This window comes from Lelliottia sp. CFBP8978, from assembly GCF_034046055.2.
In the GTDB taxonomy this organism is placed as follows: Bacteria; Pseudomonadota; Gammaproteobacteria; order Enterobacterales; family Enterobacteriaceae; genus Enterobacter.
This window is the reverse complement of the sequence record NZ_CM188253.1, coordinates 2,981,832-2,995,085: the sequence shown is the minus strand read 5'-3', so window position 1 is coordinate 2,995,085 and position 13,254 is coordinate 2,981,832. Positions and strand designations below refer to the sequence as shown.

Genomic DNA, 13,254 nt, shown 5'->3' with positions numbered 1-13,254 from the left:
CGATGGTGGAGCAGAGTCATTTGGCAAGTACAGAGTGGGTTGACGTTGTCAGCGAAGACAATGAAGTCATTGCGCAGGCAAGCCGTGAGCAAATGCGCGCGCAGCGTCTGCGTCATCGCGCAACCTACATCGTTGTTCACGATGGAATGGGTAAGATCCTGGTACAGCGACGTACTGAAACGAAAGATTTTCTCCCCGGCATGCTGGATGCCACTGCGGGCGGCGTTGTTCAGGCAGATGAAATTCTGCTGGATTCCGCGCGCCGTGAAGCAGAAGAAGAGTTAGGCATTGCTGGCGTACCTTTCGCCGAACACGGTCAGTTCTATTTCGAAGATGAACACTGCCGCGTATGGGGAGGCCTGTTTAGCTGCGTTTCCCACGGCCCGTTTGCACTTCAGGAAGAAGAAGTGAGCGAAGTGAGCTGGATGACGCCTGAAGAAATTACGGCGCGTTGCGATGAGTTCACACCGGATTCACTCAAAGCCCTGGCACTGTGGATGACCCGCAACGCCAAGAATGAATCGGCAAAACCAGAAAAACAGGAAGCGGCCGAGTAAGCCTCAGCAGCTTTCACGCAAGCACAGACTGGAGGCGATCGGTTTTTGGTCGCACCAGTCGCCACCGTTCATCCGCTCTAACAATGCGCGTCCGGCTTCAACCCCAATCTTACGATGCGGCACCGCCATGGTGGTCAGCGGCGGCTGACAAACCCGGCTAACATCGCTATCGCCAAAGCCCACTACGGCAAGATCGTCAGGCACTTTAATCCGTCGGCGCTGACATTCATACAGTACGCCGCACGCCAGTTCATCCGAAACGCAGACCAGCGCATCCAGTTCAGGCCACGCGAGTAAAAATTCCGGGAGTTGAGACGCACCTGTCGAAAAGCAGGGCGGCAGCGCAGCGTTTATCACCCTGTTAGGCGACATATGGTGGCGTAACATGGCTTTATACCAGCCCTGCAGATGCTGCTGAAAAATCCACTGCTCCTGATTGGCACACAGCAGGCCGATGTTCTGATAGCCCCGCTGAATCACCAGCTCCGTCAGTTCGTACATCGCCGCGACGTTGTCGATACCGATATTCATATCGAGAGGGTCTGCCCGCATCGCACCCATTTCCATCACTGGAATGGAGGCGTTTTTGAGCCAGTGGCGGACCGTATCGCTATGTTCAGCGCTGAGTAAAATCGCCCCGGCGATGTTAGACGCCAACAGCGTTTCCAGCAGTTTCTCCTCCTGTTCGGGCCGATGCTGTGATTCTGCCAGTATGATCTGGTAACCGGCGGGTTGCAGGATCTGCTGCAGTCCGGCAAACATCTCAGAACAGCCGTCTTCGGCAAGATTGGGGACAACCATCGCAATCGTCCATGACGAGGCGGACGCAAGCGCGCTGGCCGCAAGATTGGGCATATATCCCAGCTCCTGCACCGCGGCTTCAATTTTTTCTCGCAGTTTATCGGAAACTTGCTCAGGCGTGCGCAATGCGCGGGACACCGTCATAGTACCCACTCCGGCAAGCTGTGCGACGTCGGAGATCGTCACTTTGCCGGTACTACGTCGTTTTCGGGTTAGAGACATACAAATTCCTGGTGACCAGTCGCGTTTTGTTATCTTCCTTCGCTTCACGTAAAAATGAGTATACGCCTTAACTCCCTTTTTTTACTGTGATTTAAGATGCGGTTTGCAATTTGATAGCGCTATCACAATTTTGAACGTTAGAAATTGGTAGCGCTATCTTTGTGATCTTGATCGCAGCTATCCGCGATGGCCTTGCATAAAGTTTGCTCATTGTTGGCGTAAAGGTGGGAGGACAAAGTGCTCAAAAAGTGGATATATGATGCAACCATTACGCTTGAAGAGAGCGTGGAAAACTGGCCGCAGGCACTGGAACTTTGCGCCAGGCCACTGCTGGCGATGAACGTCATTGATCCTGATTACGTGACGGCAATCGTCCAGCAGCATCAAAAATTAGGACCGTACTATGTGCTGGCACCAGGGCTGGCGATGCCGCATGCGCGGCCAGAAGAAGGGGCTAAGGGATTAGGTCTCTCATTATTAAAACTCAACCAGGGCGTTTCATTTGGTGCCGGAGAGTTCGATCCGGTGGATATTATCATCATGCTTGCTGCACCTGATAAACATAGCCATATCGAGATGATCTCAGCCCTTGCGGAATTATTTTCCAGCGATGACGACCTGGCTGAATTACATCAAGCAAAAACGCGGGAGGAAATTAAAGCCATAATCGAACGCTTCTGATTTAACCACATTCCGATTAATTAGCACATTACGCTAACGCGTGATGCGGATGCACTCTACTCAAAAAGGGCATAACGATGAAAATTATGGCGATTTGCGGCTCCGGCCTGGGAAGTAGTTTCATGGTCGAAATGAATATTAAAAAAGTCCTCAAAAAATTAAATATTGAAGCTGAAGTTGAACACTCCGATCTGTCATCAGCAACACCGGGCGCAGCCGATGTGTTCGTGATGGCAAAAGATATCGCCGCCAGCGCGAGCGTGCCGGAAAGCCAGCTGGTAGTGATTAATAACATTATTGATATCAATGAACTGGAAGCGCAGCTTAGCGCCTGGTTCGCAAAACAATCATCCTGATAACCCCCTGTAAATGGTGAGGTGGATATGTTTATCCTCGAAACGCTGAATTTCGTTGTTGATATTCTTAAAGTGCCTTCAGTTCTGGTGGGGTTAATTGCGCTGATCGGACTGGTCGCTCAAAAGAAACCCTTTTCCGATGTGGTAAAAGGAACAATTAAAACGATTCTCGGATTTATTGTGCTCGGCGGCGGGGCAACCGTGCTCGTCGGCTCACTAAATCCGCTCGGAGGTATGTTTGAACATGCCTTTAATATCCAGGGAATTATCCCTAATAATGAGGCGATAGTTTCGATAGCGCTTGAGAAATATGGCGCATCCACCGCACTGATTATGGCATTTGGTATGGTGGCCAATATTATTGTCGCCCGCTTTACGCGTCTGAAGTATATCTTCCTGACGGGGCATCACACCTTTTATATGGCCTGTATGATCGGCGTGATCCTGACGGTTGCCGGTTTTGAAGGTGTCGGTCTGGTCTTTACTGGCTCGCTGATCCTCGGTCTGGTGATGGCATTCTTCCCGGCGCTGGCGCAACGCTATATGAAGCGCATTACCGGCAATGATGATATTGCATTTGGCCACTTTGGTACGTTGGGCTATGTGCTCTCCGGCTGGATTGGCAGCAAATGTGGGAAAGGCTCGCGTTCAACCGAAGAGATGAACCTGCCCAAGAACTTAAGTTTCCTGCGCGACAGCTCGATTTCCATCTCGCTGACCATGATGATTATCTACCTGATTATGGCGGTCAGCGCCGGACGCGAGTACGTCGAAAGCACCTACAGCGGCGGCCAAAACTATCTGGTGTACGCCATCATCATGGCCATCACGTTTGCGGCAGGGGTGTTCATTATCCTGCAGGGTGTGCGTCTGATTCTGGCGGAGATCGTTCCCGCCTTTACAGGCTTCTCGGAGAAACTGGTGCCCAATGCTCGCCCGGCACTCGACTGCCCGGTGGTCTATCCGTATGCACCTAACGCCGTGCTGATTGGATTTCTGTTCAGCTTCCTGGGCGGTTTGGTCGGGTTGTTCCTGCTCGGCCAGATGAAACTGGTCCTGATCCTGCCCGGCGTTGTACCGCACTTCTTCACCGGCGCTACCGCAGGCGTATTCGGTAACGCCACCGGAGGACGCCGCGGCGCAATGATAGGCGCATTTGCGAATGGCCTGTTGATCACCTTCCTTCCGGTTCTGCTGCTACCGGTGCTTGGGGCAATCGGTTTTGCCAATACGACTTTCTCGGATGCGGACTTCGGTGCGATCGGGATTGTGTTGGGTAACCTTGCGCGCTATCTGTCACCGCTCGCGATTACCGGCCTTGTGGTTGCGTTGTTCGCGTTGCTGGTGGCGTACAACGTGTTTGCGAAAAACAAATCTGCGGGTGATAACGCGCAGGAAAATACCGGAGCTAAATCATGAATGTGAACGAAGTTACGCGACTGGCGCGCGAGATCCGCGTTGAGACCCTCAAATCACTGACGCAGCTTGGGTTCGGACACTATGGCGGCAGCATGTCCGTGGTAGAGACATTGGCGGTGCTGTACGGCGCGGTGATGAAAATCGACCCCGCCGATCCTGACTGGCCGGAGCGCGATTACTTCGTGCTTTCGAAAGGGCATGCCGGCCCGGCGCTCTACAGCACGCTGGCGATAAAAGGCTATTTCCCGGTGGAGGAGCTGAGTACGCTCAATCAGAACGGCACGCGTTTACCAAGCCACCCGGATCGGTTGAAAACGCGCGGCGTCGATGCCACAACCGGCTCGCTGGGACAGGGGATTTCCATCGCAGGGGGGATGGCGTTGTCGCACAAACTGGCAGGACGCCCAAATCGTGTGTTTAGCATTGTCGGTGATGGCGAGCTGAATGAGGGACAGTGCTGGGAAGCCTTCCAGTTTATTGCCCATCATCGCCTGAATAACCTGACGATTTTTGTCGACTGGAATAAGCAGCAGCTCGACGGTGAACTGGACGAGATCATCTGTGCATTTGACCTCGAAGGAAAATTCCGGGCATTCGGATTTGATGTGGTCACGGTCAAAGGGGACGACATTCCGGCACTGCTTGAGGTCGTTTCACCGGTCCCGGCCGCAGATGCCCGGCCACGGGTGGTGATCCTCGACAGCATCAAAGGGCAGGGCGTGCCGTATCTGGAGCAATTGAGTAATTCCCACCACCTGCGCCTGACGGACGAGGCCAAAGCCGCGCTTAACGAGACGATTCGCCAACTGGAGGCCGAAAATGATTAAGGTTGCACCCGCAGGACAAAAAGATGCTATCGAAATGCGTAAGGTCTACGCTGGCTTTGTGGCAAATCAGATTGAAGCCGGAAGCGACATCATTGCGCTTGAGGCGGATCTTATGAGTTCCATGGCGATGGACGGCGTGGCGCGAGATTATCCGCAACACGTGATTAACTGCGGCATCATGGAGGCCAACGTCATTGGCACTGCCGCCGGATTGTCATTAACCGGGCGCAAGCCTTTTGTGCATACCTTTACCGCATTTGCCAGCCGTCGCTGCTTCGACCAGCTATTTATGTCGCTCGATTACCAGCGCAATAACGTCAAAGTGATCGCCTCGGATGCCGGTGTCACGGCCTGTCATAACGGCGGTACGCATATGTCGTTTGAGGATATGGGGATTGTGCGTGGACTGGCGCACTCGGTGGTGCTGGAAGTGACCGATGCGGTGATGTTTGATGACATATTGCGCCAGCTAATCGATCTCGAAGGGTTTTACTGGGTGCGCACCATTCGTAAACAGGCACCGAGTGTTTATGCGCCGGGTTCAACCTTTACCATCGGTAAAGGCAACGTACTGCGTGAAGGGGATGATATCACCCTGATTGCTAATGGCATTATGGTTGCAGAAGCCCTGGAAGCGGCGCGTCAGCTTGAGCAGGAAGGCGTCAGTGCGGCAGTTATCGACATGTTTACCCTGAAGCCCATCGACCGGATGCTGGTGAAAAACTACGCCGAGAAAACCGGGCGGATCGTGACCTGTGAAAACCACAGCATCCACAACGGCCTGGGATCAGCGGTGGCGGAAGTGCTGGCTGAAACCTGTCCGGTACCAATGCGTCGCGTGGGCGTGAAGGAGCGTTATGGCCAGGTGGGAACGCAGGATTTTCTGCAGAAGGAGTATGGCCTGACGGCGCACGATATTGTGTCAGCGGCGCGAGAACTGCTGTGAATAAAAAAGGCGACCTGATGGTCGCCTTTTTGTTGCCTGATGGCAGTCTTAAGTCTTACTGCTGCTGAGACGACTGGATCGCGGTCAGAGCGATGGTGTAGACAATATCGTCTACCAGCGCGCCACGAGACAGGTCGTTGACCGGCTTGCGCATACCCTGCAGCATTGGCCCGATGGAGATCAGGTCGGCAGAACGCTGTACCGCTTTATAGGTGGTGTTACCGGTGTTCAGATCCGGGAAGATGAACACGGTAGCGCGACCAGCAACAGGAGAATTCGGCGCTTTGGATTTCGCTACGTCAGCCATTACTGCGGCGTCGTACTGCAGCGGACCATCGATCATCAGGTCTGGACGTTTTTCCTGTGCCAGACGAGTCGCTTCGCGAACTTTCTCTACATCGCTACCTGCACCAGAGGTGCCAGTGGAGTAGGAGAGCATCGCTACGCGTGGTTCGATACCGAAGGCAATTGCGGAATCCGCAGACTGGATGGCGATTTCGGCCAGCTGTTCAGCGGTTGGATCCGGGTTAATCGCACAGTCACCGTAAACGTAAACCTGTTCCGGCAACAGCATGAAGAACACGGAAGAAACCAGAGAGCTTCCCGGTGCCGTTTTGATCAGCTGCAGCGGTGGACGAATGGTGTTCGCCGTGGTGTGAACCGCACCGGAAACCAGACCATCAACTTCGTCCTGTTCCAGCATCAGCGTACCCAGAACCACGTTGTCTTCCAGCTGTTCGCGGGCAACGGCTTCGGTCATGCCTTTACTCTTACGCAGCTCGACCAGACGCGCAACGTAGCTTTCACGTACCACTTCTGGATCAACGATTTCGATACCTGAACCCAGCTCAACGCCCTGAGACGCAGCAACACGGGTGATCTCATCCGGGTTACCCAGCAGCACACAGGTCGCGATTCCGCGTTCAGCACAGATGGCTGCCGCTTTCACTGTCCGCGGTTCGTCGCCTTCTGGCAGAACAACGCGTTTGCCCGCTTTACGCGCCAGCTCGGTCAGCTGGTAGCGGAAGGCAGGAGGAGACAGGCGACGGCTACGCTCGGAGGTGGCAGTCAGAGACTCAACCCAGTCTGCATTGATATAGCTTGCAACGTATTCCTGAACTTTCTCGATACGCTCGTGATCGTCAACCGGAACTTCCAGGTTGAAGCTCTGCAGGCTCAGGGAGGTTTGCCAGGTGTTGGTGTTAACCATGAAGACTGGCAGGCCGGTCGCGAATGCACGTTCGCACAGCTTGCTGACGCGCGGATCCATTTCGTATGCACCCGTCAACAGGATTGCACCAATCTCGACGCCGTTCATGGCGGCCAGACAGGCTGCAACCAGTACGTCAGGACGGTCTGCGGAGGTCACCAGCAGGGAGCCTGCACGGAAGTGTTCCAGCATGTGCGGAATGCTACGCGCACAGAAGGTGATGGATTTCACGCGGCGGGTATTGATGTCGCCTTCGTTAACCACGGTGGCATTCAGGTGGCGCGCCATATCAATTGCGCGGGTGGCAATCAGATCAAAGCTCCACGGCACCGCGCCGAGAACAGGCAGCGGGCTGCTTTCACCCAGTTTTGCCGGATCAACTTTCACGACTTTCGCTTTGGAAGAGTCGTCGAAAATTTCAGAGAGATCAGGGCGAGTACGGCCTTGCTCATCAACCGGAGCGTTCAGTTTGTTAACGATCACGCCTGCGATATTGGTGTTTTTCGCGCCGCCGAAGCTGCTGCGAGTTAACTCCATACGCTCTTTAAGCTGTTCCGGGGTATCGGTACCCTGGGACATCACGAAGACAATTTCAGCGTTAAGCGTTTTGGCGATTTCGAAGTTCAGGGACTGAGCAAACTGATGTTTGCGCGTCGGAACTAAACCTTCAACCAGTACTACTTCCGCGTTCTGCGTGTTGGCGTGGAAGTTAGCAATGATCTCTTCCATCAGCACGTCTTTCTGGTTGCTGGACAGCAGAGACTCGACGTGGCTCATCTTCAGCGGTTCAGCGGCTGGCAGATTGGAGTTGGCACGCACAATGGTAGTGGTCTGGTCTGGCGCGTCGCCACCCGCACGAGGCTGGGAAATAGGTTTGAAAACGCTCAGGCGAACGCCTTTACGCTCCATAGCACGGATAACGCCAAGGCTGACGCTGGTCAGGCCGACGCTAGTTCCGGTAGGGATCAGCATAATAATACGGGACACGGTTTATCCTCTTTTGGTTACCGCCGCAATTGGGCGGGGTACAAAACAGCACCGCCAGCAGGGCTGGCGGTGTGGAATCAGGCAGTCAGACGGTGCGCGTCTTGCGCGATGACCAGCTCTTCGTTGGTTGTGATAACCAGAGCCGGACGGGTGCCTTCTTTGTTGATGAAGCCAGACTTGCCGAAGCGGGCAGCCAGGTTACGCTCATGATCAACTTCGAAGCCCAGAACGCCCAGTTTGCCCAGGGACAGTTCGCGAACCATCGCCGCGTTCTCACCGATACCACCGGTAAAGATAACCGCGTCCAGACGACCATCCATCAGCGCGGTGTAAGAACCGATATATTTCGCCAGACGGTGGCAGTAAACGTCCATTGCACGTTTAGCGTCTTCTTTGGTGGTGTAGTTGTCTTCAACATAACGGCAGTCGCTGGTGACTTCGGTCAGACCCAGCAGGCCGGACTCTTTGGTCAGCATTTTGTTGATAGCATCAACGCTCATGCCCAGGGTGTCGTGCAGGTGGAAGATGATCGCCGGATCGATATCACCGCAGCGAGTCCCCATCACCAGACCTTCCAGCGGGGTCAGACCCATAGAGGTATCAACACACTGGCCGTTGCGGATTGCAGAGACGGAACCACCGTTGCCCAGGTGGCAAGTGATGATGTTCAGTTCTTCAACTGGCTTGTTCAGCGTTTTTGCGGCTTCCTGAGTCACATAGAAGTGGCTGGTGCCGTGTGCGCCATAACGACGAACGCCATGCTCTTTGTACAGGCTGTACGGCAGGGCATAGAGGTAAGATTCTTCCGGCATGGTCTGATGGAACGCGGTGTCGAAGACAGCAACGTTTTTGTCTTTCAGATTCGGGAAGGATTTCAGCGCTTCCGCGATGCCGATCAGGTGCGCAGGGTTGTGCAGCGGTGCAAAAGAGGCTGCATCTTTGATACCCTGAATCACGGAATCGTCAATCACCACAGAACCGGTGTACTTCTCGCCGCCGTGTACAACACGGTGACCGATCGCAGTCAACTGAGCAGACAGTTCTGGTTTTTGTGCCAGAATAGTGTTAACGATAAAGTTCAGCGCTTCACTGTGAGCGGCGCCTGCACCTAAAGCCGCTTCTTGTTTGCCGCCTTCCATTTTCCATTTGATACGTGCTTCTGGGAGATGGAAACATTCGGCTAAACCAGAGAGGTACTCTTCACCGTTGAGCGCATCGATGATGGCGAATTTCAGTGAGGAGCTACCGCAGTTCAGAACCAGTACTAACTTACTCGACATGGAAGTACCTATTATTGATACGTGGCTAAAAAAACGTCAGTGAGTCTCGTAGCGTAGCGCAAGATGACCCAGACATTTATGATTAACATCATGCCAAAGACACTTTCTGGCATGATGAAAGAAATCCATATGATTTTATGCCATTTTGAACGATTTTCAGACAATGGCATAATATGCGATAATTTGACGAGTTAACGATCCTCGTCTAAGGCCCTTCGAGGCTGGCACAGAATACCCGATACTGGGTAGTGATGACAAAATATTTTGAACGTTGTCATAGCTTGTTGTGGTTTTGCACGAAAATTTTAAATTTTATATGTGAAGTTGAGGTACAGCCATGTCGACACCTGAGATCCCCTCCGTGAGCTTCTTTAGTTTGTTTCGTCGGGGCCAGCATTATGCAAAGACGTGGCCCCTGGAAAAGCGCCTGGCGCCAGTGTTTGTAGACAACCGCGTCATCCGCATTACTCGCTATGCGATCCGTTTTATGCCGCCGATTGCCGTCTTTACGCTCTGCTGGCAGATTGCTCTGGGTGGTCAACTTGGCCCAGCTGTAGCAACCGCGCTGTTTGCGCTGAGTCTGCCAATGCAAGGTTTATGGTGGCTGGGTAAGCGCTCGGTCACCCCGTTGCCCCCTACTATTTTACACTGGTTTTATGAAGTGCGCGGTAAACTTCAGGACGCCGGGCAGGCGCTAGCACCCGTCGAAGGCAAACCGGATTACCAGGCGCTGGCGGACACGCTCAAGCGTGCATTTAAACAACTTGATAAAACATTCCTTGATGACTTGTGATTGATCATCGAAACGGTCACGAAAAGAAGGCACAGTAACAATCAGTTACCGTGTCTTTTTTTTAGTGCAACGCGCAACAGGAGTCGAAAGATGGAAATGACCAACGCTCAACGTCTGATTTTGTCCAATCAGTACAAAATGATGACAATGCTTGATCCCGACAACGCTGAGCGCTATCGCCGCTTGCAAACTATCGTTGAACGCGGCTTTGGCTTGCAGATGCGTGAGCTGGACCGTGAGTTTGGAGAACTGAAGGAAGAGACGTGTCGTATCGTTATCGACATTATGGAGATGTATCACGCGTTGCACGTTTCGTGGACCAACCTCAAAGACGCCCAAACGATTGATGAGCGTCGTGTGACTTTCCTCGGTTTTGATGTGGCGACTGAATCGCGTTACCTGAGCTACGTACGCTTTATGGTCAACACAGAAGGGCGCTACACCCATTTTGATGCCGGAACGCATGGCTTCAATTCCCAGACGCCAATGTGGGATAAATATCAGCGTATGTTGAGCGTTTGGCACTCTTGCCCACGCCAGTACCATTTAAGCAGCAACGAAATTCAACAAATTATCAATGCCTGAAGGAGGTAAGCGTGCAGTGTAAAGGGTTTCTTTTCGATCTGGACGGTACGCTGGTGGACTCATTGCCGGTTGTCGAGCGTTCCTGGTGCCATTGGGCCGACAGGCATGGGATCGACCATCGGGAGGTGTTGAATTTTATCCATGGCAAGCAGGCTATCACCTCTTTACGACACTTCTTACCCGGAAGGAGTGAAGAAGAGATTCAGGCTGAATTCACCTATCTGGAGCAGATTGAAGCCGCGGATATCGACGGTATCGTCGCACTGCCGGGGGCACTTGAGCTGCTCAGGCATTTGGATGAAGCGCAGATCCCATGGGCTATCGTGACGTCGGGTTCGGTTCCTGTCGCCCACGCGCGGCACAAAGCCGCGGGATTGCCGATGCCGGAGGTGTTCGTCACCGCCGAGCGCGTCAAACGCGGCAAACCTGAACCTGATGCATTTTTATTAGGAGCTGAGCTGCTCGGGATACCGCCGGCTGATTGCGTGGTGGTCGAAGATGCCGCGGCCGGTGTGCTGGCCGGATTGAACGCAGGCAGCCATGTGATTGCGGTCAACGTCCCGGCTGATTCGCCCCGACTCGACGAGGTGGACTTTGTGCTCACTTCCCTTGCTGCGCTTTCGGTACACAAGGCAGCAGACGGGAATGTCACCGTCTCCCTGAACATGTAATCTCATGATTTAGCCCCACATTGCTGGGGCTTTTTTATGGCAAAATTCCACTCTCTTTTCCTGACAAGGACCAGTTGTGAACGGTGAATTGATTTGGGTGCTCAGCCTGCTTGCTATCGCCATTATTCTCTTTGCAACCGGCAAAGTGCGCATGGACGCCGTGGCTTTGCTGGTTATCGTCGCGTTTGTTCTGAGCGGGACGTTAACGCTCTCTGAAGCATTTTCAGGGTTTAGCGATCCCAACGTTATTCTGATCGCTGCGCTGTTTATCATTGGCGATGGTCTGGTGAGAACGGGAGTCGCGACGGTGATGGGGGCGTGGCTCATTAAGGTTGCGGGCAGCAGCGAAACCAAAATGCTCGTCTACCTGATGCTGACGGTGGCCGGTCTGGGGGCGTTTATGAGCTCGACAGGCGTGGTGGCTATCTTTATCCCGGTTGTTCTCAGCGTGTCTATGCGTATGCAAACATCCCCCTCGCGGCTGATGATGCCACTGAGCTTCGCCGGGCTCATCAGCGGCATGATGACGCTGGTGGCGACGCCGCCCAATCTGGTGGTGAACAGCGAGCTGTTGCGTGAAGGGTATGCCGGATTTAGCTTCTTCAGCGTGACGCCGATTGGGCTGGTTGTGCTGGTGCTGGGCGTGCTTTATATGCTTCTGACCCGCTTCGCGCTTAAAGGCGATACTCAGCACAAAAGCCGGGATGGCTGGCGTCGGCGAACTTTTCGCGATCTGATCAAAGAGTATCGACTGACAGGACGCGCGCGTCGTCTGGCCATTCGCCCGGGTTCTCCGCTCATTGGCCAGCGTCTTGATGATCTCAAATTACGCGAGCGCTATGGCGCGAATATTATCGGTGTTGAGCGCTGGCGGCGATTCCGTCGCGTGATCGTCAATGTGAATGGCGTGTCTGAATTCCGCGCCCGCGACGTATTGCTGATTGATATGTCGACGGCGGATGTCGATCTTCGTGAGTTTTGCACCGAGCAACTGCTGGAACCGATGGTTTTACGCGGCGAATACTTCTCCGATCAGGCGCTGGACGTGGGGATGGCGGAAGTGTCTTTGATACCTGAATCTGAGCTGCTGGGTAAAACGGTTCGTGAAATGAGGTTTCGTACCCGGTATGGGCTGAATGTTGTGGGCCTGAAGCGCGATGGTGTCGCCATCGAGGGGGCGGTGGTTGATGAACCTCTGCAACTGGGGGATATCTTCCTGGTGGTCGGCAACTGGAAGTTGATCGGTCAGCTTGGACAAAAAGGGCGTGATTTTGTGGTGCTCAACATGCCCATCGAAGAGAGTGACGCTTCGCCAGCGCACAGCCAGGCACCTCACGCGATTTTCTGTCTGGTCTTGATGGTCGCATTAATGCTGACGGATGAAATTCCTAACCCCATTGCGGCGATAATCGCCTGTTTGCTGATGGGAAAATTCCGCTGCATTGATGCCGAAAGCGCCTATAAAGCCATTCACTGGCCAAGCATTATCCTGATTGTTGGGATGATGCCGTTCGCGCTGGCGTTGCAAAAAACAGGCGGGGTGGATCTGGTCGTGAAGGGACTCATGGACGTGGGGGGCGGCTATGGCCCGTACATGATGCTGGTTTGTCTGTTCGTGATGTGCGCCACTATTGGGCTATTTATTTCCAATACCGCGACGGCGGTGTTGATGGCGCCTATTGCGCTGGCCATGGCGAAATCAATGGGGGTGTCGCCCTATCCGTTTGCCATGATGGTGGCAATGGCGGCTTCCGCGGCGTTTATGACGCCCGTTTCGTCACCGGTGAATACGCTGGTGCTGGGGCCGGGAAATTACCGGTTCAGTGATTTTGTGAAGCTCGGCGTACCTTTCACCCTTTTGGTGATGCTGGTTTGCGTCGTCCTGATCCCGATGCTGTTCCCGTTTTAACTTTCGGCTC

13 protein-coding genes are annotated in these 13,254 nt (G+C 53.7%); 10 read left to right on the top strand and 3 right to left on the bottom strand.

Annotation, left to right across the window (positions count from 1 at the left end):
- Positions 1–2 precede the first annotated feature (2 nt).
- Entirely contained in the window at positions 3–557 is a 555-nt protein-coding gene (gene yfcD, locus SOM82_RS14070; protein WP_154127455.1) for an NUDIX hydrolase YfcD, read from the top strand.
- A gap of 3 nt (positions 558–560) precedes the next feature.
- Here the strand turns inward: yfcD and SOM82_RS14065 are convergent, their stop codons facing one another.
- Positions 561–1,580, bottom strand: a complete 1,020-nt coding sequence (locus tag SOM82_RS14065; protein ID WP_320459722.1) for a LacI family DNA-binding transcriptional regulator — start codon at positions 1,578–1,580, stop codon at positions 561–563.
- Between the two features lie 237 nt (positions 1,581–1,817).
- Between SOM82_RS14065 and SOM82_RS14060 the strand changes: the two genes are divergently transcribed.
- From SOM82_RS14060 to SOM82_RS14040, 5 genes are all read left to right on the top strand, one after another.
- On the top strand, positions 1,818–2,261 hold the full coding sequence (locus SOM82_RS14060) for a PTS sugar transporter subunit IIA (RefSeq protein ID WP_320459723.1): 444 nt from the start codon (positions 1,818–1,820) through the stop codon (positions 2,259–2,261).
- Positions 2,262–2,338: 77 nt separating this feature from the next.
- On the top strand, positions 2,339–2,617 hold the full coding sequence (locus tag SOM82_RS14055; protein ID WP_320459724.1) for a PTS sugar transporter subunit IIB: 279 nt from the start codon (positions 2,339–2,341) through the stop codon (positions 2,615–2,617).
- 27 nt (positions 2,618–2,644) lie between these two features.
- Positions 2,645–4,036 carry a PTS ascorbate transporter subunit IIC gene (locus SOM82_RS14050; protein WP_320459725.1) on the top strand — a complete coding sequence of 464 codons (1,392 nt, stop codon included), beginning with the start codon at positions 2,645–2,647 and terminating at the stop codon, positions 4,034–4,036.
- On the top strand, positions 4,033–4,863 hold the full coding sequence (locus tag SOM82_RS14045; RefSeq protein WP_320459726.1) for a transketolase: 831 nt from the start codon (positions 4,033–4,035) through the stop codon (positions 4,861–4,863). The genes SOM82_RS14050 and SOM82_RS14045 overlap by 4 nt, the downstream gene beginning before the upstream one ends.
- Positions 4,856–5,809: a transketolase family protein gene (locus SOM82_RS14040; protein WP_320459727.1), complete on the top strand. Its 954-nt coding sequence runs from the start codon at positions 4,856–4,858 to the stop codon at positions 5,807–5,809. The genes SOM82_RS14045 and SOM82_RS14040 overlap by 8 nt, the downstream gene beginning before the upstream one ends.
- 55 nt (positions 5,810–5,864) lie before the next feature.
- Here SOM82_RS14040 and pta read toward each other — a convergent pair whose 3' ends face one another.
- The gene (pta, locus tag SOM82_RS14035; protein WP_320459728.1) at positions 5,865–8,006 is read right to left on the bottom strand and encodes a phosphate acetyltransferase; all 2,142 of its coding nucleotides are present in this window, start codon (positions 8,004–8,006) and stop codon (positions 5,865–5,867) included.
- Between the two features lie 77 nt (positions 8,007–8,083).
- On the bottom strand, positions 8,084–9,286 hold the full coding sequence (ackA, locus tag SOM82_RS14030; protein WP_154127449.1) for an acetate kinase: 1,203 nt from the start codon (positions 9,284–9,286) through the stop codon (positions 8,084–8,086).
- A gap of 337 nt (positions 9,287–9,623) precedes the next feature.
- On the opposite strand from ackA, the gene yfbV reads away from it, so the two are divergent.
- The 4 genes from yfbV to SOM82_RS14010 all read left to right on the top strand — a co-directional run bounded on the left by yfbV (position 9,624) and on the right by SOM82_RS14010 (position 13,244).
- Positions 9,624–10,079 (top strand): terminus macrodomain insulation protein YfbV, encoded by a 456-nt coding sequence (gene yfbV, locus SOM82_RS14025; protein ID WP_154127448.1) that lies wholly within the window; start codon positions 9,624–9,626, stop codon positions 10,077–10,079.
- Positions 10,080–10,169: 90 nt separating this feature from the next.
- Entirely contained in the window at positions 10,170–10,664 is a 495-nt protein-coding gene (locus SOM82_RS14020) for a YfbU family protein (RefSeq protein WP_154127447.1), read from the top strand.
- 11 nt (positions 10,665–10,675) lie between these two features.
- Positions 10,676–11,335, top strand: coding sequence for a sugar phosphatase (locus SOM82_RS14015; RefSeq protein ID WP_320459729.1), 660 nt, complete (start codon positions 10,676–10,678; stop codon positions 11,333–11,335).
- Between the two features lie 76 nt (positions 11,336–11,411).
- Positions 11,412–13,244, top strand: a complete 1,833-nt coding sequence (locus tag SOM82_RS14010) for an SLC13 family permease (protein ID WP_320459730.1) — start codon at positions 11,412–11,414, stop codon at positions 13,242–13,244.
- The last annotated feature ends 10 nt before the right edge of the window (positions 13,245–13,254 follow it).

Bases quoted from the DNA above. Each gene is read 5' to 3' on its own strand.
- SOM82_RS14045 (WP_320459726.1), top strand. From the start codon at position 4,033: ATGAATGTGAACGAAGTTACGCGACTGGCGCGCGAGATCCGCGTTGAG.
- yfcD (WP_154127455.1), top strand. From the start codon at position 3: ATGGTGGAGCAGAGTCATTTGGCAAGTACAGAGTGGGTTGACGTTGTC.
- SOM82_RS14050 (WP_320459725.1), top strand. From the start codon at position 2,645: ATGTTTATCCTCGAAACGCTGAATTTCGTTGTTGATATTCTTAAAGTG.
- SOM82_RS14040 (WP_320459727.1), top strand. From the start codon at position 4,856: ATGATTAAGGTTGCACCCGCAGGACAAAAAGATGCTATCGAAATGCGT.
- SOM82_RS14055 (WP_320459724.1), top strand. From the start codon at position 2,339: ATGAAAATTATGGCGATTTGCGGCTCCGGCCTGGGAAGTAGTTTCATG.
- yfbV (WP_154127448.1), top strand. From the start codon at position 9,624: ATGTCGACACCTGAGATCCCCTCCGTGAGCTTCTTTAGTTTGTTTCGT.
- SOM82_RS14065 (WP_320459722.1), bottom strand. From the start codon at position 1,580: ATGTCTCTAACCCGAAAACGACGTAGTACCGGCAAAGTGACGATCTCC.
- ackA (WP_154127449.1), bottom strand. From the start codon at position 9,286: ATGTCGAGTAAGTTAGTACTGGTTCTGAACTGCGGTAGCTCCTCACTG.
- SOM82_RS14020 (WP_154127447.1), top strand. From the start codon at position 10,170: ATGGAAATGACCAACGCTCAACGTCTGATTTTGTCCAATCAGTACAAA.